General features: G+C 66.5%; 21 protein-coding genes and 1 tRNA gene. 14 read left to right on the forward strand and 8 right to left on the reverse strand.

Annotation, left to right across the window (positions count from 1 at the left end; translation table 11 throughout):
• Positions 1–5: 5 nt before the first annotated feature.
• From J2W78_RS11520 to J2W78_RS11535, 4 genes are read right to left on the reverse strand one after another with little or no spacing between them, the layout of a single operon-like run.
• Positions 6–1,301: an arsenic transporter gene (locus J2W78_RS11520; protein WP_103711564.1), complete on the reverse strand. Its 1,296-nt coding sequence runs from the start codon at positions 1,299–1,301 to the stop codon at positions 6–8.
• Between the two features lie 36 nt (positions 1,302–1,337).
• Positions 1,338–1,763, reverse strand: a complete 426-nt coding sequence (arsC, locus tag J2W78_RS11525) for an arsenate reductase (glutaredoxin) (RefSeq protein WP_103711563.1) — start codon at positions 1,761–1,763, stop codon at positions 1,338–1,340.
• Entirely contained in the window at positions 1,763–2,290 is a 528-nt protein-coding gene (locus J2W78_RS11530; RefSeq protein WP_103711562.1) for an arsenate reductase ArsC, read from the reverse strand. Before J2W78_RS11530 ends, arsC begins: the two co-directional genes overlap by 1 nt.
• The gene (locus J2W78_RS11535; protein ID WP_181017412.1) at positions 2,283–2,642 is read right to left on the reverse strand and encodes an ArsR/SmtB family transcription factor; all 360 of its coding nucleotides are present in this window, start codon (positions 2,640–2,642) and stop codon (positions 2,283–2,285) included. The genes J2W78_RS11530 and J2W78_RS11535 overlap by 8 nt, the downstream gene beginning before the upstream one ends.
• Positions 2,643–2,692: 50 nt before the next feature.
• Between J2W78_RS11535 and arsH the strand changes: the two genes are divergently transcribed.
• Entirely contained in the window at positions 2,693–3,445 is a 753-nt protein-coding gene (gene arsH, locus J2W78_RS11540) for an arsenical resistance protein ArsH (RefSeq protein ID WP_103711560.1), read from the forward strand.
• Positions 3,446–3,484: 39 nt separating this feature from the next.
• Here the strand turns inward: arsH and J2W78_RS11545 are convergent, their stop codons facing one another.
• Positions 3,485–4,039 carry a metallophosphoesterase gene (locus J2W78_RS11545; RefSeq protein ID WP_103711559.1) on the reverse strand — a complete coding sequence of 185 codons (555 nt, stop codon included), beginning with the start codon at positions 4,037–4,039 and terminating at the stop codon, positions 3,485–3,487.
• Positions 4,040–4,204: 165 nt separating this feature from the next.
• On the opposite strand from J2W78_RS11545, the gene J2W78_RS11550 reads away from it, so the two are divergent.
• Genes J2W78_RS11550 through J2W78_RS11560 form a run of 3 tightly spaced genes read left to right on the forward strand, consistent with a single transcriptional unit; the run spans position 4,205 to position 7,286 of the window.
• Positions 4,205–5,257: an ABC-three component system protein gene (locus J2W78_RS11550; protein ID WP_146056442.1), complete on the forward strand. Its 1,053-nt coding sequence runs from the start codon at positions 4,205–4,207 to the stop codon at positions 5,255–5,257.
• Positions 5,254–5,508 carry an ABC-three component system middle component 6 gene (locus J2W78_RS11555; protein ID WP_103711557.1) on the forward strand — a complete coding sequence of 85 codons (255 nt, stop codon included), beginning with the start codon at positions 5,254–5,256 and terminating at the stop codon, positions 5,506–5,508. The genes J2W78_RS11550 and J2W78_RS11555 overlap by 4 nt, the downstream gene beginning before the upstream one ends.
• Entirely contained in the window at positions 5,505–7,286 is a 1,782-nt protein-coding gene (locus tag J2W78_RS11560) for an ABC-three component system protein (RefSeq protein WP_103711556.1), read from the forward strand. The genes J2W78_RS11555 and J2W78_RS11560 overlap by 4 nt, the downstream gene beginning before the upstream one ends.
• A gap of 300 nt (positions 7,287–7,586) precedes the next feature.
• Here the strand turns inward: J2W78_RS11560 and J2W78_RS11565 are convergent, their stop codons facing one another.
• From J2W78_RS11565 to J2W78_RS11575, 3 genes are all read right to left on the reverse strand, one after another.
• Positions 7,587–8,078, reverse strand: coding sequence for a hypothetical protein (locus tag J2W78_RS11565; protein ID WP_103711555.1), 492 nt, complete (start codon positions 8,076–8,078; stop codon positions 7,587–7,589).
• 353 nt (positions 8,079–8,431) lie between these two features.
• Positions 8,432–9,646, reverse strand: a complete 1,215-nt coding sequence (locus J2W78_RS11570; RefSeq protein WP_253370575.1) for a hypothetical protein — start codon at positions 9,644–9,646, stop codon at positions 8,432–8,434.
• 2 nt (positions 9,647–9,648) lie between these two features.
• The gene (locus tag J2W78_RS11575) at positions 9,649–10,539 is read right to left on the reverse strand and encodes a hypothetical protein (RefSeq protein ID WP_103711553.1); all 891 of its coding nucleotides are present in this window, start codon (positions 10,537–10,539) and stop codon (positions 9,649–9,651) included.
• 698 nt (positions 10,540–11,237) lie between these two features.
• Here J2W78_RS11575 and J2W78_RS11580 point away from each other — a divergent pair.
• The 10 genes from J2W78_RS11580 (at position 11,238) to J2W78_RS11630 (ending at position 23,710) form a co-directional block, all read left to right on the forward strand.
• Complete coding sequence (locus J2W78_RS11580) at positions 11,238–12,041, forward strand: hypothetical protein (RefSeq protein ID WP_181017408.1); 804 nt, start codon at positions 11,238–11,240, stop codon at positions 12,039–12,041.
• Positions 12,041–12,502: a hypothetical protein gene (locus J2W78_RS11585; protein WP_103711550.1), complete on the forward strand. Its 462-nt coding sequence runs from the start codon at positions 12,041–12,043 to the stop codon at positions 12,500–12,502. Before J2W78_RS11580 ends, J2W78_RS11585 begins: the two co-directional genes overlap by 1 nt.
• A gap of 391 nt (positions 12,503–12,893) precedes the next feature.
• Positions 12,894–14,261 (forward strand): site-specific integrase, encoded by a 1,368-nt coding sequence (locus tag J2W78_RS11590; protein ID WP_103711549.1) that lies wholly within the window; start codon positions 12,894–12,896, stop codon positions 14,259–14,261.
• Positions 14,262–14,395: 134 nt separating this feature from the next.
• Positions 14,396–14,471 (forward strand) — tRNA-Ile (locus tag J2W78_RS11595).
• 528 nt (positions 14,472–14,999) lie between these two features.
• A complete protein-coding gene (locus tag J2W78_RS11600; RefSeq protein WP_253370577.1) occupies positions 15,000–15,302 on the forward strand; it encodes a hypothetical protein in 303 nt (100 codons plus the stop codon).
• 134 nt (positions 15,303–15,436) lie between these two features.
• Positions 15,437–17,590: a methyl-accepting chemotaxis protein gene (locus J2W78_RS11605; protein ID WP_253370579.1), complete on the forward strand. Its 2,154-nt coding sequence runs from the start codon at positions 15,437–15,439 to the stop codon at positions 17,588–17,590.
• Positions 17,591–18,152: 562 nt separating this feature from the next.
• Complete coding sequence (locus J2W78_RS11615) at positions 18,153–18,668, forward strand: TadE family protein (protein WP_367399417.1); 516 nt, start codon at positions 18,153–18,155, stop codon at positions 18,666–18,668.
• Positions 18,665–19,273, forward strand: coding sequence for a TadE/TadG family type IV pilus assembly protein (locus J2W78_RS11620; protein WP_301288570.1), 609 nt, complete (start codon positions 18,665–18,667; stop codon positions 19,271–19,273). The genes J2W78_RS11615 and J2W78_RS11620 overlap by 4 nt, the downstream gene beginning before the upstream one ends.
• 198 nt (positions 19,274–19,471) lie before the next feature.
• Positions 19,472–20,893 carry a TadE/TadG family type IV pilus assembly protein gene (locus J2W78_RS11625; RefSeq protein ID WP_253370582.1) on the forward strand — a complete coding sequence of 474 codons (1,422 nt, stop codon included), beginning with the start codon at positions 19,472–19,474 and terminating at the stop codon, positions 20,891–20,893.
• A 66-nt stretch (positions 20,894–20,959) separates the two neighbouring features.
• Positions 20,960–23,710 (forward strand): ATP-binding protein, encoded by a 2,751-nt coding sequence (locus tag J2W78_RS11630; RefSeq protein ID WP_253370584.1) that lies wholly within the window; start codon positions 20,960–20,962, stop codon positions 23,708–23,710.
• The last annotated feature ends 39 nt before the right edge of the window (positions 23,711–23,749 follow it).

Genomic DNA, 23,749 nt, shown 5'->3' on the forward strand with positions numbered 1-23,749 from the left:
GCGCGCTACCGAGCCCCGAGCATGGGGAGCCAGAGCGCCAGGGCGGCCAGTGTGACGAGTAGCACCGGTGGCGTGATGACCAGACCCACCCGCATGTACTGGCCCCAGGTGATGTGCTGGCCCTTGGTGTCGAGCACGTGCAGCCAGAGCAGGGTCGCCAGACTCCCGATGGGGGTGAACTTCGGGCCGAGGTCGCAGCCAATGACGTTGGCGTAGACCATGAGCTCGCGCATCAGGGGCGAGAGATCTGGAGCCTGCTGGATGGAGAGCGCACCCACGAGCACGCTCGGCATGTTGTTCATCACTGAGGATAGGATGGCGGCGGCGAACCCGGTCCCGATGGTGGCGACGAATGGGCCAAAGCCCGAGAGCCAGACAAGCCCCTGCGCCAGGTAGTCGGTCAGCCCGGCATTCTTCAGGCCGTAGACCACGAGGTACATGCCGAGGCTGAACAGGACGATCTGCCAGGGGGCCCCGGTCAGGACCTTGCGGATGGGGATGACCCGGCTGCGGTTGGCCAGCGCCAGGAGGACGAGCGCCCCCGCGCAGGTGACGACCGAGACCGGCACGCCGAACGGTGCCGTCACGAAGTAGGCGACCAGAAGCAGACCAAGGAGCGGGAAGGCCGCTCGGAAGACCAGTGGGTCCTTGATCGCGTGGCGCGGCGCTTCGAGCTCGGCCACCGGGTAGGTGGCTGGAAGGTCGCGCCGGTAGAACAGCCACAGCACCACCAGGGTCGCGGCGAGCGAGACCAGGTTCACAGGCACCATCACGGCCGCATAACGGCTGAAGGTGATGTCGAAGAAGTTTGCCGAGACGATGTTGACGAGGTTCGAGATCACCAACGGTAGGCTTGTCGAGTCTGCCACGAACCCGCAGGCGACGATGAAGGCCAGCGCCGCCGCCGGCTTGAAGTCCAGCCGGAGCAGGATCGCGAGCACGATGGGGGTGAGCAAGAGGGCCGCCCCGTCATTGGCGAACACCGCCGCGATGGCCGCCCCGAGCAGGATGACCAGTGGGAACAGCAGGCGTCCCCGGCCGCCGCCCCAGCGGGCGATGTGGAGCGCCGCCCAATGGAAGAAGCCGGCTTCGTCGAGGAGCAGCGAGATGATGATCAGCGCCACGAAGGTGAAGGTGGCGTCCCAGACGATGTGCCAGACCACAGGGATGTCACCGGGGCTGATGACCCCGGTGGCGAGCGCCACAGCGGCCCCGATGAGGGCGCTCCATCCGATCCCGAAACCCTTCGGCTGCCAGATGACGAAGACGAGGGTGACCACGAAGATGGCGAGCGCGAGCATCGGGACCGTTTCTTGTTCTTGGGTACGTGGAGCGGATCAGGCGGTGGCGACGCGGCGCCCGTGCGCGTCGACGACGCGCTCGCCGTCCTCCTTGACGAACTCGCCCTGCTGGGCCGGCAGGAGGTCGAGGACCTTCTCCGAGGGCCGGCACAGGGCGACGCCCTTCTGGCTCACCACCAGGGGGCGGTTCAGCAGGATCGGGTGCTCGGCGATGGCGTCGAGAAGCTGATCGTCCGTCAGGCTCGGGTCCGAGAGCCCGAGATCGGCGTAGGGCGTTCCCTTCTCGCGGAGGAGATCGCGGACCGTGACGCCGGCGCGTTCGGCAAGCTGTCGCACCAGGAGCCGGTTCGGCGGCGTCTTCAGGTACTCGACCACGTGCGGCTCGATGCCGGCGTTGCGGATGAAGGCCAGGGTGTTGCGGGACGTGCCGCAATCCGGGTTGTGGTAGATGACGACGTCCATCACGCGACCTCCGCGCGGGGCGAGGTGGCGCCGGCCTGCTGGCCGATCTCGCGCACCTTAGCGGACAGGGCGACCCCATCGAGGCTGGCCAGCGGCAACGCCACGAAAGCCGAGATGCGGTTCTTGAGGTAGCGCTGCGCGGTCACGAAGGCCGTCTTGCGCTCCAGGTCCGTACCCTCGACCGAGGCGGGGTCTTCGATGCCCCAGTGAGCCGTCACCGGCTGGCCGGGCCAGTAGGGGCAGGCCTCGCCGGCGGCGTTGTCACAGACCGTAAAGACGAAATCCATGACCGGCGCATCGGGGCCGGCGAACTCGTCCCAGGACTTCGAGCGCAGCCCCTCGGTCGGGTATTCCGTCTCGCTCAGAACCTGAACGGCGAGCGGGTTCACGTCCGCCTTGGGCTGGCTGCCAGCGGAGAAGGCCCGGAAGCGTCCCTGGCCCTCCTTGTTGAGCATGGACTCCGCCAGGATCGAGCGAGCGGAGTTGCCGGTGCAGAGAAACAGGACGTTGTAGACGTGGTCAGGCATGGGCGGTGTCTCCGGTAGGCAGGCAACAGGCGGCGAGGGCCGCGACGGCGGGGGCGCAGACCTCGGGTCGGCCCTGGCAGCAATCGCGCATCAGGAATTGGATGAGCTCGGACAGGTCCGGGTAGGCCGCGCTGTAGATGATCGAGCGACCCTCGCGCCGGGACGTGACCAGCCCGGAATGCGAGAGCTCCTTGAGGTGGAACGACAGGTTGGTCCCTGACACGCCGACCGCCTCGGCCAGCGCGCCGGCCGCCATGCCTTCGGGGCCGGCGGTCACGAGTTGGCGTACGACGCGCAGGCGGTGCTCCTGGCCGAGGGCTGCAAAGGCGGCGACGGCTTGCCGTTCGTCCATCATGATGTCAATATCTCAACCATCATTGAAATGTAGAGGAACGAAACGTCTTGGACAAGCCGCAACAGCTCTTCGCCGACGGAATGCCCAACATCAGCGAGGGGCACTTCGTAGTGCCGACGGCGACCGACCTGCAGGTGCAGGCACCGTTCACCCACGCCCCACGCTTCCTGATCCTGTATGGCTCGCTCCGGGAGCGGTCGTTCAGCCGCTTCCTAGCCTACGAGGCCGCACGCCTCCTGGAGGCGATGGGCGGCGAGGTGCGGATCTACGACGCGCACGGCCTGCCGTTGCCGGACGACGCGACCGCTGACCACCCCAAGGTCCAGGAACTGCGCGACCTCTCGATCTGGTCCGAGGGGCATGTCTGGGTCAGTCCCGAGCGTCACGGCAACATGACCGGGGTGATCAAGAGCCAGATCGACTGGCTCCCCCTGTCGGAGGGCTCGGTGCGCCCGACACAAGGCCGGACCCTAGCGGTGATGCAGGTCTCCGGCGGTTCGCAGTCGTTCAACGCCGTCAACGGCCTACGCATCCTCGGGCGCTGGATGCGGATGATCACCATCCCCAACCAGTCCTCGGTGCCCATGGCCTACAAGGAGTTCGATGACGCCGGTCGGATGAAGCCGGGGCCGCTCTACGACCGGGTGGTCGACGTCTGTGAGGAACTGGTCAGGTTCACGCTCCTGACCCGCGAGCGTTCCTCCTATCTCGTCGACCGCTACTCCGAACGGAAAGAGCGCGAGCCTGAGCGCCTCAAGGCCGTGGCGGTCGACATCGGGTTCGTAAAACGACCTTCGTGACCGGGTTGGACGGATGGGCCGCCTATCTCGTGCGTGACATCAGCCTGACGGGCGGGATGCCGGGGCTTCCGCCATCCTTTCCATGATCCGGATCAACGTGACCGGAGCCAACTCCCAGCAATCGACGCCGACGTCGAGGCTTGTCCGGGTGGCCGGAATGGCACCGTGGGAATGGCCGTAGACGTGAAGGTCGCCGTGCCAGGCATGGGGCCACGTCACGTGCGAATAGTGGCTGACCCACAGGGCGACCCGCCGGGGCATGCCCGGGTCCTGGACGAAGACCCTTTGGACGTCGACGACGGGTCCCGCCCATTCGAGACGTTCGCCCAGGCCGTGGTCGTGGTTGCCCCGAACGAGGTGGATGCGTCCGTTCAGTCGCGCCTGGATGGATGCGGCGTAGTCGAGGCTGCACTTGTAGGCGAAGTCCCCGAGGAGCCAGACGATGTCGTCAGGTCGAACGGCCTTGTTCCAGGCGGCGACCAGGGCCTCGTCGTGCGCCTCGATGGTCTCGAACGGACGCGGTCGGGCCATCCGTGGACCGAGAATCCCGCGGTGTCCGAAATGGGTGTCCGCGCAGAAGAGCGTCCTTGGCATTCTTTGCCTCCGAAATGACGGAGGCCTCGTACGGGACGCAGCGCTCCGAAGTTAGCGGGAAGGGTGGACGTCCCTGGTTTTCATCGGCTCGGCGCTCCTGTTGCGCAGTGTCGATCGCACCGCTTGCGTCCCCTCGCAAGGGTTCGCCCAACGGGATCCACGGGAATGACCGTCATCCCGCCCGTCGGTGTTTCTGGCGCTCGCGGGTTTCAACGCCGGCTGCTACGCTTGACCCCCAACGAATCCGCCCGTGATTGTACGAACGCAGCCATGCCGATCCCTCCTGAGCAACGGCTCGCCCTCTCGGACATGCTGGAGCTCACGCTGCGGCGCCTGACCGGCAACCACTTCCAGGAGTTCTTCTGTCGAATGATGGAACTCCGTCACCCCGACGCCTTCATGAGGCCCGCGCTTGAGGGCTCGCTCGGTGATCGGAAGTGCGATGGTTACCTTCGCCCCGGGCACGAGATCTTCCAGTGCTACGGGGCTGAGAACGGCGGTGCGAAGGTCAAGGCCGTGAATGCCCGACTGGCGGCCAAGATCGACGAGGACTACGTCGGAGCGGCAGGGCACTGGCCCGACATGAAGGTCTGGCACATCGTCAACAACTTCATCCTCGGGATGGGCACGACGCCGCTTGCCCGGATCGACGCGCTGCAGGCCGCCAACCCGCATCACCGTATCGCAGTCTTCGGCTGGGCGACCTTCGAGGCCCACATCATGTCCTTGGAGTCCTACCAGGTGACCGGCCTGCTCGGACGCGAGGTTACGGCCGAGGACTTCCGCAATATCCAGGCTCCTGAAGTGGTAGCCGTCATCGATGCCATCGCCCAGGGTACCCTTGAGGAACTGCCGGAAGACGACGAGCGACGCGACGTACCGGTAGGCAAGCTCCGGACGAACGGCTTGTCGGGAGCCATCCAGCGTAAGATCGCCATGGGCGGCCTGAACGAGCGCATCGTAAAGAGGGAGATCGAGGGCCACCCGGTCCCGCTTATGGCGATGACCATCGCCAACGAGTTCAGGCGACAGTACGTCGATCTCGACCTCCAGGGCCTCGAACCCGATGACATCATGATGAAGCTTTACAGCAACATCGTCGGCCACGGTCCGGTCGCGGTCGAGATGGACGTGGCCGCCTGGAGCTTGCTCTCCTACCTCTTCGTCCGGTGCACCATCTTCAAAGACAAAGTTGCCGACGAAGGGGTGTTCGGATGATCCTGCCGAGCAAACACCTCAGCCAGGATCGGGCCCTCATCGGCGTCGGCGCGGACATCCTCGAAATCCTTACCCGACCGATGACCGTTTCCGAGGCGTGGGACGGGGTACGGAAGAACCGCGCGTCGCGCCCCGACAGCGCCGTGCTGCCGTTCGACTGGTTCGTGCTGGCCATGTGCCTGCTCAGGGCCCTTGGCGCCCTCGACCTGAACGACGAGGGCCTGCTCGTGCGGGCCGAGCGCAAGCCATGATCCTATCCCTCACCAGCGACCTGCCGGGCTTCAAGGGGCTCACCTTCCACGAAGGTCTCAACGTCGTCCTCGCCGACCGTACCGACGCGTCCACGGAAAGGCAGACCCGCAACAGCGCCGGCAAGACCAGCGTGATCGAGGTCATGCACTTCCTGCTTGGCTCGGCCGCCGGAAAGTCGTCGATCTTCCAGTCGCCCGCCCTGTTCGCGTTCACATTCCACGCCAGACTCCGGCTCGGTCCTCACGAGATCACCGTGTCGCGCAGCGGTGCCGACGCAAACCGGATGCTTCTCCTGGAGGAGGATGCCGCCAAGATCGCCGCCCCGCTGACGCGGGACAAGTCGGAGGCGGCCTACCTTACCGTTGAGCGGTGGCGCGAGATCCTCGGCCACTACTGGTTTGGCCTGCCCAGGGACCCTAAGGGCACCGAGTTCGAGCAATCCTTTGTGCCGGGCTTCCGCTCGCTCGTAAGCTACTTCATCCGACGCAACGCCGGAGGCGCGTTCGCTGTGCCGGTACGCCAGCACGAGAAGCAGAACGCCTACGACTGGCAAGTCAACCTGTCCTACCTCATCGGCCTGGACTGGCGCATCCCGCGGGCCATCGAACAGCTCAAGGTTTCCACCGCCGCCCTGGCCGACCTACGGAAGGCGATCAAGGAAGGCGCCTTCGGCAAGCTGTTTGGAAGCGTCGGGGAGATCCGGCCCGAGATCCAGAGGATCGAGGCCAGGATCGAACGCCTCAGGGCCGCCATCGCCGCGTTCGAGGTCGCCGAGAATTACCGGGAACGCGCCGCGGAAGCCGCGACCGCCCGACGCCGCATCCAGTCGCTCGGCTTCGAGCGTATGCGCGCACTTCAGACCATCGCCCACCTTGAGGCGGCGGTCGCCGAGGAAAGGGCCCCGGAATACGCCGCCCTCGAACGCCTCTACCGCGCCGCCGACGTCCAGTTGCCCGGCATCGTCCTGGCCAAGATGGACGACGTCGCCAGCTTCCAGAGGTCGGTTTCCGAGAATCGACGCGTCCATCTCGGGGGGCAGATCTCGGAAACCCGCGCGAGCTTGGCCTTGGTCGACGCCGAGATGACCGCCCTGGACGAGAGCCAGAGCGCGATCATGGCCGAAATAGCCGGCAAGGGCGCTCTGGAAGATTTCACGATGATGGCCGAGGAGATCGGCACCCTCGGCAGCGAGGTCGAGCTCCTGCGCGAAAAGCTCAGGAACGCGGAAATCCTCGAAGGCAAAAAGTCCCTCTTGCTGCAGGAGCGCGCATCCCTCCTGCAACGTCTTCAGGCCGATCATCGGGAGCGGGGCGATGCCCTTCGTTCGGCCACCCTCATGATCGACCGCTCGATCACCGAGCTCTACGACGACCGGTACGGCAACCTCATCGTCGAGGCGACGCCCAAGGGGCCTGAGTTCCGCATCAGCATCCAGGGCGACGGGAACCGGGGCGGGATCGACCGCATGGAGATCTTCTGCTTCGACCTGATGCTCTACGAGACCGCCGCGGAACGGTTCAACGGAGGCCCTGGGCTCCTCGTCCACGACAGCCACCTTTTCGACGGCGTTGACCCCCGCCAGGTTCGCACCGCCATCGCCCTCGGCCACCGAACGACCGTGTCTCGGGGCGGGCAATACATCATCGCCCTGAACTCGGAGGTGCTCGACGTCCTCGACCTGGGAAGCGAGATCGACCTTGACGCGGCCGTGCTCCGGCCGCGCCTGTCTGACGACGAGACCGGCGGCCTGTTCGGCATCCGCTTCGACACGAGGTGACGTCGTGACAGCGCAGTCCCCGTGCCCCAGAAAAGCGGTACGGGGACTGCGATGACCTCCGGGCTTCTCGCGCCCCTACCTCAGGGTTCCCGTCTCACGCGGCTCCGGTGGCGGTCCTCCCCGTTTGGGCCACCGACGGATGCGTGGGAACTGAGCGGCTCCAGGTACTCGAAGACGTGTTCGAATGCGCTGGTGACGGCCTGCTCGAAGAAGCCGTTCGCCTTGTCCAAGGAGGCCTTGAGTGTGGCGCCGCTGCCGGTTTTGCGTGTCTAGCGTGGGGGAACAGGCGGCCAGCGGAATTTAAATATCGCGTGTACGGATTTGCATTTGCTCGTAAACATTTGCGCAATGCTCACGGATATGCGTGTCATCGTCTCCGCACAGCACTTGCTCAACGTACTCCAGCAAAGCCATGCTCTGAGTTTGATCGAGCGACTTTACTAGATTTACAACAGAATTGAGATGCTCGCGCTCAATGTTTAACTTGTCGATAAAAGCTGATCGACTTTCTTGAGAGTCGTCACGAAAGAAACCGGGCGGCTTAGCGTCAAGGGTACGACGGAAATCATTCTGATCGGCAAGCTTCTGATAAGCACCCGCGAGTAAAGTCCCGCGCGGCTCAACCATTTTTGTCGTAATCAGACCCCCATTGATCTGGCACAACATGACGAAGGCATCAAACGAGACGCTCGAAAGATCGGCCTCTTGAGTGAGGTAGGTGTATCGGCCGACGATGCAATCTGCTGCCTCGCTCCGATTGCCGAGATGCTTGCTGGCATAAGCGTCGAGCATTGTGAGGGTTCTTTCGTTCAGAGTGAGGGAAATAGTGGGACGGGCTCGTTTTCTGGCAGCCATCATCCTCCTATACACGAATGTGCACGACACACAAACTTTTGTCGTGCACGAGCGGAAATGGACTTGGGCTTGTGGAAAAGCCGAAGGCGATGTCGAGGCGTAAGCGCTTGAGTTATGTGTTGGCGCTACAAGCGGCCCGACGCGAGATAAACTCCGCACAGACGGGTGCGCCTCGGCCACGCAGGCACTCGCAAGTCAGTAGGCGTAGGACACAGCCTCGCTTACGGGGTCTCAATGCGGAGATCCGCTTCGTTCCCGTCGCGGGGTCTGCCCCTTCCGTCGTGTAGCGTTCAGGGCTCCGTCGCGGCGAACAAGCACCGCGCGCGACCGAGCCTGGTCACCTTCGGGAAGGTGGACCGGTCGGCCTTCCCCGGCACGACCCAGCCGTCCTCGACGGCATGAGCGGCTGTCCATGCCGTCGAGGACACCAACTCGTCGGGCGCCTCTCCCGCCGCCGCCTTCATCCGGGCGAGCACCTCCCTGTTCCGGCCCTCGGGCTCCCAGCACCCGGTGCCGTCCAGGACTTTGCGGGCGTTCGACGCCGAGATTATCCCCCACAGGATATGGTGCCGCAGGACCCTCTCGACCGCCACGACGGACGTGTGCGGCAGGAGTTCGTCGAGGCGTTCCCAGTGCGTGTCCGTCGCAAGATCAACGGCGATGCTGCGCGCGACCGAATCGCGTGTGACCGCGCTCGCCCGGGCTCGGAGGCCAGTGACGGCCTCGACCCTCCGGACGAATGGCAAGTCGGCACATGCCGGTGTCGTCAGCCGTAGACTGTAGCTGTACGCCGTCGCGATAGTGCCTCGGCGTAGGCGGACCGGATGATGTAGCGCGACAGGCAGGTCGGGCGCGTCCGGATCGCGGATGACGACCCGGGTGCCGGAAGCGTCCCAAGTCGCCAGCCCGGCCTCGACAAGGGCGGTCTCGCAGTCGATCTCGACGGCCCGGGCCGCGACCTGGCGGGCACGGAGGTCGGCCAGGAAGGCCTCCTGCGTCGGCATCTCCGGCGCAAGAGTTATCGGGACCCAGTCCTGTGCCTCCTCGTCCCAGCGTTCCTTGGCCGGGAGGCGCGTCCAAGTTCCGGTGCCCTCGTCATACTCCAGGGCCCCCGCTCCGGGCGTGTCCTCCCACTCCAAGACCCCATCCCGAAGCATCACAAACGACAGGCCGCCGTCATGCACGGCCTCCAGGCATCCCCACGCAGCCCCGTCCGGGAGCCGCTTCGTCTCTACAAACCCGTAGAACGGGAACGGGATCGCAGGGGTCTCCAGGGGGAGGCTCGCATAGACGGCCTCCCAGATATCCGAGGCGACCTGCCCGTCGTACTCTGGTCCGTGGACCCAGCGCCGCCACGGCACCCCATCGTCGACCGGGGGCGAAATTCCTGGGGGGATGACGTCACCGGGGCGCCACGTCTCCGTCCAGCGCACGTGAGGGGGCCGGATGCAGTCCGGGTGCGGACCCGCGGCGTCGATCAGGTGCCAGAAAAACAGTTGGGTCACGCTTATGCCTCCGCCGAGCCGAAGCACGCCTGGCGCAACTGCGCGGGTACTTGCCTCCTGTGCCTCCAGACGGCGGACAGGGCCGAGCTCGCCTGGATGACGGAGAGCTCCGGCAGGGCTGCCAAGATGTGCCCTGTGTGCGTGTGGCTCTTGCCCCACCCGATGCCATTTTGAACGCTTGCCCGATCCACGTCGTGCGAGGTGATCAATCGGACGGCGTCGTGGACGGCCGCCGGGACGCCGGGCAACTGCGCCCGTGCGACCCAATCGTGTGCCGGGTCCCGGGCCAGCCGCTCGCGGACCTTCTCGACGGATTCCTTGACTTGCCGGAAGAGGGCCCATGCCACCTGGGAGACTTCGGCGGTGGGGTAACCGTTGGAGCCCAGCGGCGCCGCCAGCAGCGCCTCGGCGATGACCTTTTTCTTCGGGGGCCACGCCCAGTACAGCGTGTCGAGGCTCACTCGCAGCCTGTCGAGGCAGGCCGCGTGCTCGATGCCGAGCGCCTCAACCTCAGCCGCGTCGCGCACGAGGGCGGCCTCGGCGACGACGACAGCGGCCTCGGCGGCCGCCTCGTCGGCCGGGACGGGCGCCCAGCAGCACGGCGTCCGGCCGACAGCCCGCCCGTCAATGATGCCGTCCGTCCACGAGTAGCCCGCAGCGCCCATCGCCTCGCGCGACAGTTCAAATGCCCGGCGGTATGCGGCCGGATCTCCGAGGCCAAACCAGAGGCTTCGAGGGCCCCGCCTCGTCACGACGTCTTTCTCCCTGCGCCACGTCAAGCCCAGCGCGGAGAGGGGGATCGCCTCGGCGACCGGGAGCGGCCTCCCGGCCGAGGCGTAGGCCTGCGCCGCCACGATGGCGAGGCCGAGGAGGAGGAGGGCGAGCGTGATCATGTCGTCGAGCCTGCAGCTTGTCGGCGGATAAGCAGATAATACCCCCCGACCAAAATAGGCTGCAAGACTAATTCGGCATGATGCAGCGCAAAATGATGCGTACCTAACAGTAGTTCACTACGCTTGGACAATTCTCGTGCCAGAACACGCCTTACAAGCCGAAAAAATGTCTCTTGCGTTCGGATGGTGACTTCCCATCATGTTCTGAGGCGGATCGGCAGATTCGTTTTACTGTGGTGCGACAGGAGCGATACATGACCGGGCATGCTGAGCTGACAGAATGCGAGGTGTTGGAGCACCTGCGCGCCGCCATAAAAGAGAGTGGGAACGCGAAGGTGTGGGCCGGCCGCGCCGGGGTATCACCGCAATATGTGTCGGACGTCGTCCGAGGCCGACGCGCTCTAGGAGAGAGCGTCCTCGACGCGATCGGGTTCAGAAAGAGGGTTACTTACGAGCGGACGCCACCCCATCAAACACTCATGCTCACGGATGAGCCGAGGACGCGGCAGTGATCGCTTTCGCTGACTGGCGGGAGGAGACCCGCGTCGTCGACGCCCAGGCGGACGCCCTCATCGCCGGTGACGGGCCCGCCGCGGCCCGGGCCGTCGAGGGGGTCACCGACCAGGCCGCGTGCGCGCGGATTTGGGGGCGCGCCAAACTCATCGTGTTGTGGCACTCGATTGGAGAGAAGGATTGGGATGGCACGTCGCTGGAACAAGTTCAAATCTCGGCCCGAGTATGGGCATCTCTACGGTACATCGCCCGATTTGATCCTGAATTGCGCGATCCGGTCTCGGCCTTACGGCCAGGGTCTGCGCCTGTATCCCTTCGAGGCTAACCGCTCACTCCTCGACCTGTACGGCAGCCGCGCGAGCCTCTCCATGGCAGACCTGCGCGCAGGGATAGACGTCGCCCGAGGCGCCCGGAGATGGAGCACCGAGTTCACCCTCGACTTCATCGGCAACCTGATCGGTTGGGGGGTACACCTCGGCATCCTCCTGGAAACCCAGGACCCAGCGGGGTCACCCGTATGGACGCTGCGCAGCCGCGAGATGCGGTACGGCGTCCTCGGGGGCCGCGCCGTTCAAGTCCGGGACCTGGAGCCGGAGGCGCAGGCACGCATCGAGAGGAAGTTGCGGGCCCAGGCCAAGTTGAACGCGACGCTTGATGCGCGGCATTCCGAAAAGGTCGCGCCGGAAATCCGGCAACTCCTCGCCGACATCGTCCTCGCCGACACCGGCGCACGCATCCCGGAGGGGTGGGGCGTGTACGTCCCCGCCGACATCCGGGAGCAGTGGCCCCGCATCGGGGACGCCATGGGCATCCTCGTGGATCTGCACCGGGACTGGGACCGGGGCCTGCAGGCGCGCTGGGTCGAGCGCGTAAGGGAGGAGCGCCGGGATGCCTTAGTCCGCGCCGCCGTCCGGAAGGAAGAGACCGAGGCGCTGGAGGCCCAAATCCTCGCCGACGACGATGCGTTCGCAACCTTGGGAGACCTGTGATGACTCGGACCGAGACCAACGCCGCCATCGCCGAGCAGACCGCCTCGGACGCCCGGCCAGACCACGTGCGCACCCTCGTCCACGCCCTCCGCATCGGCGGCGAGGATTTTGCCATCGAGGCGCTCGGCGACATGCACGACGTCTCATCGGATGCCGAGCGTGAGGCCCTCCTAGATCGGGCGCGGGCCATCGCCGACGGCATGGCCCCCATCGACCCGGTGACGCCTGGGTCGCTGCCGCTGCAGGAGATCGCCGAGATCCTCGGCCCGCCGGCGACGTACTGGACCGTCCGAGCATGGACGATGACGGGGTGCCCCCACGAGGGTTACGGCTCTGCGCTTCGGTGCGACCCGGCGGCGCTGGCAGCATGGTGCGAGGGCAAGGCGGCGGCCACCGAGCAGGAGCCAGGCGCCGCACGGCTTCGGACCTTCGCCCAGCGTCTCGACGCCGCCGTCCCGTAGGCCGTTTGATCGGGGCGTCCCGGGACCGACAGGACCACGACATTAACCCTAGACGGTCAACGTGCGCGGTCGGCCGTTGACCGGTCCCGCGAGAGCCTGGACTGTAGATCATGACCGCGTTCCAACTCCTCGTCAGCGTCGACATTTTCGAAGGACGCCAGGCAACCGCCGCGGCGGCCCTCGACGATACGCCGCTCGACGTCGAGACGGCCGTGTGGCTGCCCGAGCTCCTCGTCCCCTGGCACGTGCGGGGAATCGAGGGGACTGGCTGGTGGCCGGCGCTCACCGTGCGCCAGATGCGCGAGGCCATTGACCGGGGCGATCTCCGGCCGGAGCGGCACGGGCGGCGGATCGTGGTCACTCGAAGGATCATCCAGGAGTGGCGCGAACGATGCCGGCACGCAGACAAGGACCGAGGCTCTGGCTCAAGCCGGCCGAGAAGCCCAGCAAAACAAGGACAGGCAAAGCCGCCGTCTGGGTCATCAAGGACGACGGCGGCGTCCGCATCGTCACTGGATGCGCTCAGGCGGATCGCGCGGGCGCCGAGGTCCAGCTAGCCGAGTACATCGCGGCCAAGCACCAGCCCGGCCGTGACCAGGACCAGGACCCGCGCCACATCCTCGTCACCGACGTCCTGGCGATCTACGCCGCCGACAAGGCGGCCAAGCACGCCCGCGCCGACAAGACCATGCAGCGCCTCCTCCAACTCGGGGAGTGGTGGGAGGGCAAGGCCCTCGCGGAGATCAATGGCCGGTCCTGCCGGGCCTACACGAAGTGGCGCTGCGGCCAGGCGTGGAAGTCCGCAAGGCCGGACGTCACCGGCGTGCCCCCCCGCATGGTTTCCGAGCAGGGCGTCCGGCGCGAGCTTGAGGACCTGCGGGCGGCCGTGAACTATCACCGCCATGAGGGCTACTGTCGGCAGGTCATCGAGGTCCCCTTGCCGGACAAGGGGGCGTCTAAGGATCGGTACTTGGAGCGCGTCGAGGCGGCTCAGATGATCTGGACGGCGTGGCGCTATCGCGAGATGCAGCGCCGGCACCGGGGCGCCGCCGCCGGGGAGGTCCTGCCCACGGGCAAGATGTCCCACAGGCACCTCGCCCGCTTCACGCTCGTGGGGATCTACACCGGAACCCGCGCGGCGGCGATCTGCGGCGCGGCGTTCCAACCGACACCGGGACACGGGTGGATAGACCTGAAGCGCGGCGTGTTCCACCGGCGCGCCATCGGGGCCGCGGAGACGAAGAAGCGCCAGCCCCCCGTCCGCCTCCCGGACAGGCTCGTCGCCCACATCCGCCGATGGGCCTCCATCCCGCGCCCGGACGGGACGATGCCCGAGTTCGTCGTCGAGTGGCGCAACCAGCCGGTTAAGGAGGTCAACAAGGGATTCGCCACCGCCGCCCGCAACGCCGGCCTCGGTCCGGACGTCACGCCGCACGTCCTCCGGCACACCTGCGCGACATGGCTGATGCAGCGCGGGGCGAACGCATGGGACGCGGCGCACTACCTCGGCATGACCGAGGCGATGCTCCAGCGCGTCTACGGTCACCATGCCCAGGACTACCAGGCGGGCATCGCCGGCGGCCGGGCGAAGGCGCGCGCCGCACCGGGCCTGCACGACATCTTCTCGCTCCACTACCACAAGGACCACGACGTGGAGGGCGCCCACGCCCGGCAGGTCGAGAGGCTCGCCCGGCTCGGCCTGCCGCTGCGGTCGCTGCGGTCGCGGGAGAACGTCGCCAGGATCGGGCGGGCGGCTTAGAACGGGTCCCGAACGCGCCGGGAACGCGGGACCGATGCGGGACCGGAGTGGGCGGAAACGGGCGGAAATCGGGGGGAATGGCCCTCGACGGGGCTGGACGGACTAGGGCGTTTCCCTCTACGGAAATGGGCGTGGGGCCTGTAGCTCAATGGTTAGAGCCGACCGCTCATAACGGTCTGGTTGCAGGTTCGAGTCCTGCCGGGCCCACCAAACCCAACACATTCATATAGATAATTAAATTGTCGATCGCGGTAAGTCTGCGTTTCGGCTTGGTTCTCTTCAATCAATGTTCTGATCAGAGGTCGCGGTCTTCGGCGCTGGTTTTTGAATACTGCGGCCGCCTCGTTCTAGGAATCGAGATGGTGATGGCCGTAGACTTTCTGCAGCATTTCATCCTCTCCGCCCTTCGGCACGACATCAGCCACGAGCGCTCAACGGGCTAATTCGGCAAGCGCGTAGCGCAGAATGTCACGTCTGTTTCGAGGGATGTCCAAATCAGTTGGAGCGAATAACTCAATGATTTTTTGTTGAGGCCACGTTCGGTTTCGAAGATTATTTATCCTGCGTATTTAAGATATTTACTTGGAGTGTGCGATCGCACAGACCGGTTTGTGCGAGTTTCATAAAATAGTCCTACCCTGAAATGCCAGATAGAGGCGCCCGCGGCCTTCCATAGATCTTCGTGCCCTCGTTGAATACGGTTGAGCTTCGCAGGGATGCCTCGCCAGCCGTGGAATTATGGATCTCAAATCAGCAACAGAAACAATTATAATTTTCGCCGACTTGGATCTTCTCGTTGAGCGGGTGCTTGCGCTCATCAGGGTGCATAATGCATTGAGGCAAGACGATTTTTACCTCATACCCGATGACGACTTGATCGAAATCTACCGGTTGCTCACGGAGCTACATGAGGTAGCGATTGACGGTGTTGATCCGGAGTTGATCGCGCCGGTTATTCTTCGACTGCGCCTGAAAATCACCGTGTTGGAAGTGACGATCAGTACATACCTCGGCGCGCCAAGTCCTCATCGCTTGCATTGAGGTCGTGTTGGAGCCGGCCGGATAATCGCCTCATGAGTAGGAATTTGTGTTGGGAGTCGAGCGGTCCTTATTAAAATCTTAATCTCGGCTGGGCATCACCTGGGTCGTCGAATTGCAGCCTGGCTTGCCTAACTATGATCTCTATATCCCGTCTCGGGGTCCGTTTGCCTGCGACAACCATTGGTCTTGCCCTCTTGAGCGCTGCGGCGATGGGCGGTTTCAGCTGGTCGTCGGCCAAGTCAGGTCTCATCGAGGCGGCTGGGGCTCGTCTCGAACTCGCGGCGGCCGCGCGACGCGATGGTATCGAGCTTGTGGCAGACCGAATGCAGGCAGACTTTCTGACAGCCGCCGGTCACCCGCAGATCGTCTCGAACTTCCCCGATCTCGTCGAGAACCTCGACCCGTCGAAGCCCGATTTTGCCGGCATCGTCGAGGCGTTCCAGAGCCCCCAGACGGTCGAGGCACGCGTTGCTTTGGACAGCACGCCCGCGACCGCGATGTACGGTCGACGGCACGTGAAGGTGCAGGAAGTGGCCCGGCGAATCGTCGCCGAACCGGGATATGCCGATCTGATCTTTCTCGATGAGAGCGGACGCATCGTTTACACGACGACCAAAGGCAAGGACTTCGCCAAGTCGCTGCACGATCCGGACCTCAAGGAAACCGGGCTCGCGCGCCTCGTCGAGCGCCTGAAGAGCCAGGATCCGGCGGCGATGGTGTTCGAGGATTTCGCGGCCTATCCCGTCGGCGGCGGACCCTCGGCCTTCATCGGCCGGGCAATGACCAAGCGAGCCAACGTCGCCATGGGCACCGCGCAGGCGGTGGAGCGGATCGGCTTCGTCGTCCTTCGTGTGACGCCTGCTCTGTTCGACCGGACGCTCGCCAAAAGGGCAGGTCTGGGCGAGACCGGGCAAATCCTGGCAGCGGGCGCCGATGGCCGCCTCCGCTCGAATCCTCCCCTCAACCCGCTCGTGAAGGCCGGCGCGCCGATCTCGGATCTCGGCTTCTCTGCCTCGCAACTGTCGGGCGGAAGCTTCGCCTATCCGGCTGCGGACGGACGCCACATGGCGGCGAGCACCACGGTTTCGGTGCTGGGCGCGCCCTGGACGGTGGTGGCGGAGCAGACGGAGGCGGAAGCCGTGGGTGCCGCGCAGTCCCTCTCGCGCACGCTCGCCCTCACCGCGCTCGTCGTACTCCTGGGAACGGCCATCCTCGGGCTGCTCCTCGCCCGCTCGATCGTCCGGCCGCTCAGCGCGCTCACCCGGGCCCTGACCGCGCTCGCCGCTCGCGAGACGCTGGCTGAGGTGCCGGGCAGTCGACGCCGGGACGAGATCGGCGACATCGCCCGTGCCGTGGTGACCATCCGCGACATGTCTTTGGAAGAGGCTGCTCAGCAGCTCAAGACGACGGAAGCCGCACGGCTGCGCGAAGAGCAGGCGCGCCGCACCCTTCTGCGCGACCTTGCCGACCGCTTCGAGCACTCCGTGGGTGGCATCGTCGCCGGGGTGGCGCACGCCGTCGCGGGGCTGCAGAACTCGGCCGCTACGATGCAAAATGCGGTATCGGGGACCGCGCAACGCTCGACCAGCGTGGCCGGCGCCGCTCAGCAGACGGCCAGCAACGTCAATGCCGTGGCGGCGGCGGCGGAAGAACTCGGCGCGACCGTCGAGGAGATCGGCCGGCAAGTGGAGCAGGCCACCGGCATGTCCGCCGCCGCCGTACAGGCGGCTTCCCGCACCGAGCAGACGATGGCCGCGCTCGCCCAAGCCGCGACCCGTATCGGGGACGTGGTCGGTTTGGTCTCGACCATCGCCAGCCAGACCAACCTCCTGGCGCTCAACGCCACCATCGAGGCGGCACGTGCGGGCGAAGCCGGGCGCGGCTTCGCGGTCGTCGCGGCCGAGGTGAAGGAACTCGCCAGCCAGACGGCGCGGGCCACCGACGAGATCGGCCAGCAGATCACCGCAATCCAGGGGGCAACCGAGGGCGCTTCGCAGGCGATCCAAGACATCGCACGGCAGATTCAGGCGATGCGCAGCGTCACGACGAACATCGCGACGGCGATCGAGGAGCAGGGTGCGACCACCCAGGAGATCGTGCGCAGCATGTCCCAGGCCTCGACGGGAACCGTCGAGGTGACGACCAACATCGCCGAGGTCGCACAAGAGGCCGAAGGCGCCGGACAGGCCGCCCGAGCGGTCGCAACCGCCGCCGATGGCCTCGCGGACCAGTCGGCCGTCCTGCGATCCGAGGTCGAGAACTTCCTGGCCAATGTGCGTGCCGCATAAGGCGGCACGCATTCATAAACCGTCGCGCTGGGAAGGCGGCGCGGCGCTTCGCGGACACCCCGGACTGTTCCTGCCCTGATCCGCACCTCCGAAGGCGTCCGCCCCTTAGACTAGAGCGCAGCCCGAACAGGATGCCGGTGCGGGCGGCACGGTTCTCGATCGGACGGTGTCCGACGTTCGGGCGTGGCCGCGACACCGGCGGAAGTGGGGTAACGCCGGTTCAAGGATCGTCGGGCTGAGCCGGTCCGACCATACTTACCGGCGTCTCAACCGCCCCGACGTGCCGCCGTTCGAAGCTCCTGAACGGCAGAAGGGGCGAAGCAGGTCGGGGTCTCATTTGATCGGTTTGCACAATTCTCCTGCCCGCATTCACGGAGCGTAAAGACGCCCCATCTTATCGTTGTCAGACGAGCGTAACCTCTGCCCAAATGTTTCACCACGCAGTCGGGGCTGTACAGGGGCGACAGTAGCGAAGACGAAGTTATTGGAACCCTCTTGCCCTGCCCCGCCCAATCGAACCCGCCAGACGCCGGGCACATTGAGGTCGCGGTTCCTCGGCGACGTGAGTGGTATCGCTGCGGTCGAGCTATCGCTCTTGATCTTACCGCTCTTCATCTTGGTGATGGTGATCGCGGAGGCGTCGATCTTCGTCTTCGCCCAGCAGCAGTTCGATATCGCGGTTCAGCGGGCGGCACGCCTCCTCCGCACCGGGGCGTTCCAAGAGGAGGCGAACGGCGCCGACCCGGCGCGGTACCTGCGTGGTTTGCTCTGTGGCTCGGGCGTCCGGCTCTACCAATGCGATGAGATGCGGGTCGATCTCATGCGCACCGCCGCCTTCGCCATCAAGCAGATCACGCCGGCCTACGATGCCGGCCGCGGCGACTGGGCAGCCGGGTTCGGTACTCAGTTCACCTGTCCAACGGGCGGCGGCATCCATGTCCTGCGTGCTGCCGTGCCGATCTTGCGGCCCTTCAGCTTTCTCGACTTCACCGGCCAGCGCATGCCCGGCGGCAAGCAACTCCTCACGGCGACGGCTGTCTTCCGCACGGAGGATTACGCGGAAAAGCCGTGTGCATGAGGCCACGGCGTCACCCTTGGACAGGAAGGCGCGCCGCAGCGACCGCGCATGCGTTCGCTCGGGCCGAAGGCGGCGTGAGCGCCGTCGAATTTGCGTTCATCGCACCGGTTCTCGTGCTCCTGTTCATTGCGACGATCGAGATTCCGCGGGCGATCGCGACCAACAACCGTCTGGCCCAAGCAACCATCGCGATGGCCGACCTTGCCTCCAAGAGCGATTACGCTGACATCAACGATGTGTTTGCGGCCGCTCAAGTCGTGGCCGCCCCCTACAGCTTGGCCGGAACCGGCATCGTGCTGACCGCGGGCGGCGTCTACAAGGTGGGCAACGACTTCGTGGCCAGGGTCTGCTCCAGCGTCCAACTGGGGGACAAGGCGCGCATCGTCGGTTCCGATATCGGGCCGCCGCCGGCGGGGACGGCCTCGAAAGGCGACCGCTTCGTCATGGCCGAAACGCGGCTGTCCTACCGACCGCTGTTTTCCTTCTTTCCGTTTCTCAACAACTTGACCTTCACGGGCAGGACCGCCTGGCCGGTGCGCGACGGGGTCGCCACCAATGGACAGGCTGAGGTTGTCTTGCCGGGCGGAAAGCCATGCCCGCCTTGATCCGGACCGCATCATCCGATCGCGTTGTTGGGCCGACCGGTCGAGCCCGCTTTCCGTGACGCGGAAGCAGGGGCTTCTCGTCGTGAAGGGTGCGTAAACCGTACGAGCATCGCTCCGTCTTTGCGCAGCAGGTCCTATTAACGCGGGAGAATTATCCCTTCGAACAAGGACGCAGTCGGTCACAGGGCAACAGTCACGATGGTGGCGCGAGACGCAAACCGAGGGTCGACGCGCACGATCCGGTGGGTGCAGCCCTTCGCGCGCCTGGGCCGGCAGAGCGACGGCTCGGTCGCGGTGATCTTCGGGCTGGCGGCTTCCACCCTGGTCGGGCTGGTCGTAGGGGCGATCGATTACGCCAGGTTCGCCTCTGCGCGCACCAATCTGCAAAGCGCGGTCGATGCCGGCGTGCTGGCCGGCGGCAATGCCCTCAAGCTGGTCGTGTCGAGCAGCGAGTCCATCGTCGGCCTGACGACGCAGACGATCCAGGCCGAGGCGAAAGCCGGTCCCGACACCCCGGTCTCCATCCAAGTCACCGTCGCCTCCGACAAGACGAGCGTCGAGGCGCGCGCCCAACAGGTCATCAAGCTCACGTTCGGGGCCTTCGTCGGCATGGCTTCGATTCCGATCGCGGCGCGCGCCCGGGCGAGCGTCGTGGGGCGGATGCGCCTGTGCATGCTGGCGCTCGATCCCGCGGCGGCGGGTGCGTTCAACTTGGAGCGCAATGCTCAGGTCACGGCCTACGATTGCGCCCTCTACTCGAACTCCGTCAGCCGCTCGGGAATGGTCGGTCGCGACGGCGCGCTCGCCCGGGCGCAGACGATCTGCTCCGCGGGAGGCTTCAAGGACGACCGGGCGAACTTCACGCCCAACCCGCAGACGAGCTGTCCCGTCATCGAGGATCCGCTCCGCAACCGGCCGGCCCCGCCGGTCGGGAGTTGTATAAACCTGCCGGATATCCTCCGCCTTGCCGATGTGCTGACCGGCAAGAGCAAGGGCAGCAACGCCATCGCGGAGACGACCACCCTCGATCCCGGCACCTATTGCGGCGGCTTGCACATCACGAAGAATGCCGTCGTCACACTGCGGCCGGGCATCTACGTCATGAAGGACGGCCCGCTCATCGTCGACAAGAAGGCGACGATGACGGGCAAGGATGTCGGCTTCTACTTCATCGGAAACAACAGCGGCCTTCTCTTCGACAAGAAGACGACCGTCGATCTGTCGGCGCCGACGACGGGTGCGATGGCGGGCCTCCTGATGGCGGAGGATCCCTCCGTTACCCTGTCGATCGATCCGGTGCGGGCCGCCGAGACGCTTCTCGGCGACATCATCGCGCCGACCCCCCCTCCGCTCGGCGCAAGCAAGCCGATGCGGACCTACCGCATCATCAGCGACAACACCCGCACCATGCTCGGGACCATCTACCTGCCGGCCGGCCGCCTCGTGATCGACTCGCAGCGGCCCGTGGCGGATCTCTCCGCCTATACCGTCGTCGTGGCCCAGCAGATCAATCTCTACGAGGGTCCGAACCTCTTCCTCAACGCGGACTACAACCGTTCGAGCGTCCCGATCCCCAAGGGGGTCGGCCCGATCTCGGGGCGGCTCGTCATCAGCCAGTAACCATCGCGATCCGTGCCGGGGTACCGATCCGCCCCGTCGCGCGACCTTTGCCGCGAGATATAGCCCGTGCGTGCGCCCCTCTCGAACCCGATCCGCTCGCTGTCCGGGCGGCTGGCCATGGCGGTGGCCAGTGCGGTCGCCATCGCGCTGCTGCTCCTGACCGGTCTATCGACCTGGCGCGAGGTCGAGCGCTACGCCGCGGCCAAGCGGGACCTTCTTCGGATGACGGCGCAAATCCTGGCCGCGAGCGCCGCGCAGGCGACCGCCCAGGGCGACGAGGCGGCGGCACAGAGCACCCTGCGGGCGATCGCCCACGGGGAGGCCCTGGTCTACGCGTCGGTCGAGCGGGGTGACGGGGACATCCTCGCCGAGCAGGGCATCGGATTGCGCCTCTCGAACGACATCGATCTCGATGGGGGCTCCGTCTCGCCTCTCGATCTCATGACGACGCGGACGCTGCGCGTCTCGGTTCCGATCCTGGAGAACGCCCGCCCCATCGGCCGCGTCGTCCTGGTCTCGGACAACCGCGATTTGGCCGAGCGCGTCACGGAGGTCGGCCTCACCGCGGGGTTCGCCGGGCTGCTCGCCCTGGCGCTCGGGCTTGCGGTCTCGATGGGCCTGCAGCGCAGCGTCACCCGGCCGCTGGCGGCTCTGGCCCGGACCATGGACGGGGTGCGCCTCGGCCACGACTATTCCCGGCGCGCGGAGGCCGGCAGCGGCGAGGTCGGCGCGCTGGCCGAGAGCTTCAACGACCTCTTGCGGGCGGTGAACGAGCGCGACCGGGCGATCGCGCGCTACAATGCGGGCCTGGAAGAAGAGATCCGGCTGCGGACCCACGACCTGATCGAGGCCAAGCAATCCGCCGACGAGGCCAACGCGGCCAAGTCCGTGTTCCTCGCCACCATGAGCCACGAGATCCGCACGCCGATGAACGGCATGCTGGTGATGGCGGAACTCCTGGCCTCGGCCGATCTGCCGCCGCGCCAGCAACGCTACGCCAAGGTCATCGCGCGCTCCGGCCAATCCCTGCTGGCCATCATCAACGACATCCTCGATTTCGCGAAGGTGGAGGCCGGCCGCCTGGAGGTGGAACGGATCCCGCTGAGCCCGCGCGACGTCGCCGACACCGTCGTCACCCTGTTCGCCGAGCGGGCCCGGTCGGCGGGGCTCGATCTGGCGGCGCAGATCGACGGCGACGTGCCGCGCGCCTTCCTCGGCGATCCGGTGCGCCTCGGTCAGGTGCTCGGCAACTTCGTCTCGAACGCGCTCAAATTTACTGCCGCCGGCCATGTCCTGGTGCGGATGGAAATGGAGCAGGAGGCGTCCGGGCCGGTCCTGCGCATCGCCGTGTCCGACACCGGCATCGGCATCCCGCAGGACCGGCTGTCGGGGATCTTCACCGCCTTCACCCAGGCCGACCAGTCGATCGCGCGCCGGTTCGGCGGCACCGGGCTCGGGCTGTCGATCGCCGAGCGCCTGATCGTCGCCATGGGCGGCCGCGTCGGCGTCGAGAGCCGCATCGGCGAGGGCTCGACGTTCTGGGCGCGCATCCCAGTCGAGGGCGCGGAGGGCGCCGAGCCTGCCCTCCGCCGCGCACCCGCTTTGCCCACCGCTGTCCGCCTCGGTGCGCTCGGCGGTGCGACGCGCGCGGCGCTCACGGCCGATCTTCAGGCCGCGGGCTTCCACCCCGTCGAATCCGGGGAGGGTCACTGGATCGTCGATGCGGCCGAGCTTCTGGCGAGCGGTCGCCGCCCGGAAGGTGCCGGCCGGGTCATCGCCCTGGTGCCGATCGGCGACGCCTCCGGGCCCGAACTCATGCGAGCGGGCTTTGCCGACGCCGTGCTGCGCCGTCCCCTCGCCCAGGCCGAGTGGCGCCCGCTGCTGGCCGCCCTCACAGAGGGCACGACCCTCGCTATCGAGGCCCCGTCAGCCGACGAGAGCGCTGCGGCCGCCCTGCCCTCCTTTCCCGGCGCGCGGGTGCTGCTCGCCGACGACAGCGCCGTCAACCGCGAGGTTGCGTCCGAAGCGCTCGGCCGCTTCGGCATCCACGACATCGTCTGCGTCGAGGATGGCGGGGCCGCGGTGGAGGCGGCCGCCGCGAACCGCTTCGATCTCGTGCTGATGGATGGCAGCATGCCCGTGCTGGACGGGTTCAGCGCGGCCGTCGCCATTCGCGCCCGGGAGGTGCGGGACGGGGCGGACCGCGTGCCGATCGTGGCCCTGACCGCGCATGTCGTCGGCGACGGCGCCGAATCCTGGCAGGCGGCGGGGATGGACGGCATGCTCGCCAAGCCGTTCACGCTGGCGCAGCTCGGCGGCCTGCTGGCGCGGCATCTCGCGGCCGCCCCCTGCCGCGATCCGGCTGAGATCGTGACGTCGGAGGCGCAGGCGCCGAGGATTTCGGACGATGTGCTGCTCGACGAACAGACGATCGCCAATTTGGAAGAGCTCGGCGACCGCGACTTCCTCGCGCGCATCCTCCGGCTCTACATCGCCCAGGCGCCTCAGGCGCTCTTGGAGCTCGAAACCGCCCTCGCCCGCGGCGACGCCCCGGCCGTGTCCCGCGCCGCCCACGGCCTCAAGTCGATGAGCGCCAATATCGGTGCGGCGCAGGTGAAGGATCGCGCGGGCGCCATCGAGCGCATGGCGCGCGACGGCGACCTGACCCGCCTCGCCGACACGGCGTCCGGCCTGGACGGACTGCTCACCCGCACCGTCAGCGCACTCCACCTCCGTCTCGACGTGCCCACCGGGAGCGCCGAGGGCGAACAGAGCGAGATGGCTCACGCGATCGGCGGGCGGCGCGAAGCTGGCTGAGGGGCGGATGAGCCGGCGACGGACGAGGGCATCGTCCCG

It is taken from the genome of Methylorubrum extorquens (genome assembly GCF_024169925.1).
Classification (GTDB): Bacteria; Pseudomonadota; Alphaproteobacteria; order Rhizobiales; family Beijerinckiaceae; genus Methylobacterium; species Methylobacterium extorquens_A.

What these genes read in the sequence shown, in the direction of transcription:
- J2W78_RS11520 (WP_103711564.1), bottom strand. Translation starts at nt 1,301, where the DNA reads ATGCTCGCGCTCGCCATCTTCGTGGTCACCCTCGTCTTCGTCATCTGG.
- arsC (WP_103711563.1), bottom strand. Translation starts at nt 1,763, where the DNA reads ATGGACGTCGTCATCTACCACAACCCGGATTGCGGCACGTCCCGCAAC.
- J2W78_RS11530 (WP_103711562.1), bottom strand. Translation starts at nt 2,290, where the DNA reads ATGCCTGACCACGTCTACAACGTCCTGTTTCTCTGCACCGGCAACTCC.
- J2W78_RS11535 (WP_181017412.1), bottom strand. Translation starts at nt 2,642, where the DNA reads ATGGACGAACGGCAAGCCGTCGCCGCCTTTGCAGCCCTCGGCCAGGAG.
- J2W78_RS11545 (WP_103711559.1), bottom strand. Translation starts at nt 4,039, where the DNA reads ATGCCAAGGACGCTCTTCTGCGCGGACACCCATTTCGGACACCGCGGG.
- J2W78_RS11550 (WP_146056442.1), top strand. Translation starts at nt 4,205, where the DNA reads ATGACCGTCATCCCGCCCGTCGGTGTTTCTGGCGCTCGCGGGTTTCAA.
- J2W78_RS11555 (WP_103711557.1), top strand. Translation starts at nt 5,254, where the DNA reads ATGATCCTGCCGAGCAAACACCTCAGCCAGGATCGGGCCCTCATCGGC.
- J2W78_RS11560 (WP_103711556.1), top strand. Translation starts at nt 5,505, where the DNA reads ATGATCCTATCCCTCACCAGCGACCTGCCGGGCTTCAAGGGGCTCACC.
- J2W78_RS11565 (WP_103711555.1), bottom strand. Translation starts at nt 8,078, where the DNA reads ATGCTCGACGCTTATGCCAGCAAGCATCTCGGCAATCGGAGCGAGGCA.
- J2W78_RS11575 (WP_103711553.1), bottom strand. Translation starts at nt 10,539, where the DNA reads ATGATCACGCTCGCCCTCCTCCTCCTCGGCCTCGCCATCGTGGCGGCG.
- J2W78_RS11580 (WP_181017408.1), top strand. Translation starts at nt 11,238, where the DNA reads ATGGCACGTCGCTGGAACAAGTTCAAATCTCGGCCCGAGTATGGGCAT.
- J2W78_RS11585 (WP_103711550.1), top strand. Translation starts at nt 12,041, where the DNA reads ATGACTCGGACCGAGACCAACGCCGCCATCGCCGAGCAGACCGCCTCG.
- J2W78_RS11590 (WP_103711549.1), top strand. Translation starts at nt 12,894, where the DNA reads ATGCCGGCACGCAGACAAGGACCGAGGCTCTGGCTCAAGCCGGCCGAG.
- J2W78_RS11600 (WP_253370577.1), top strand. Translation starts at nt 15,000, where the DNA reads ATGGATCTCAAATCAGCAACAGAAACAATTATAATTTTCGCCGACTTG.
- J2W78_RS11605 (WP_253370579.1), top strand. Translation starts at nt 15,437, where the DNA reads ATGATCTCTATATCCCGTCTCGGGGTCCGTTTGCCTGCGACAACCATT.
- J2W78_RS11620 (WP_301288570.1), top strand. Translation starts at nt 18,665, where the DNA reads ATGAGGCCACGGCGTCACCCTTGGACAGGAAGGCGCGCCGCAGCGACC.
- J2W78_RS11625 (WP_253370582.1), top strand. Translation starts at nt 19,472, where the DNA reads ATGGTGGCGCGAGACGCAAACCGAGGGTCGACGCGCACGATCCGGTGG.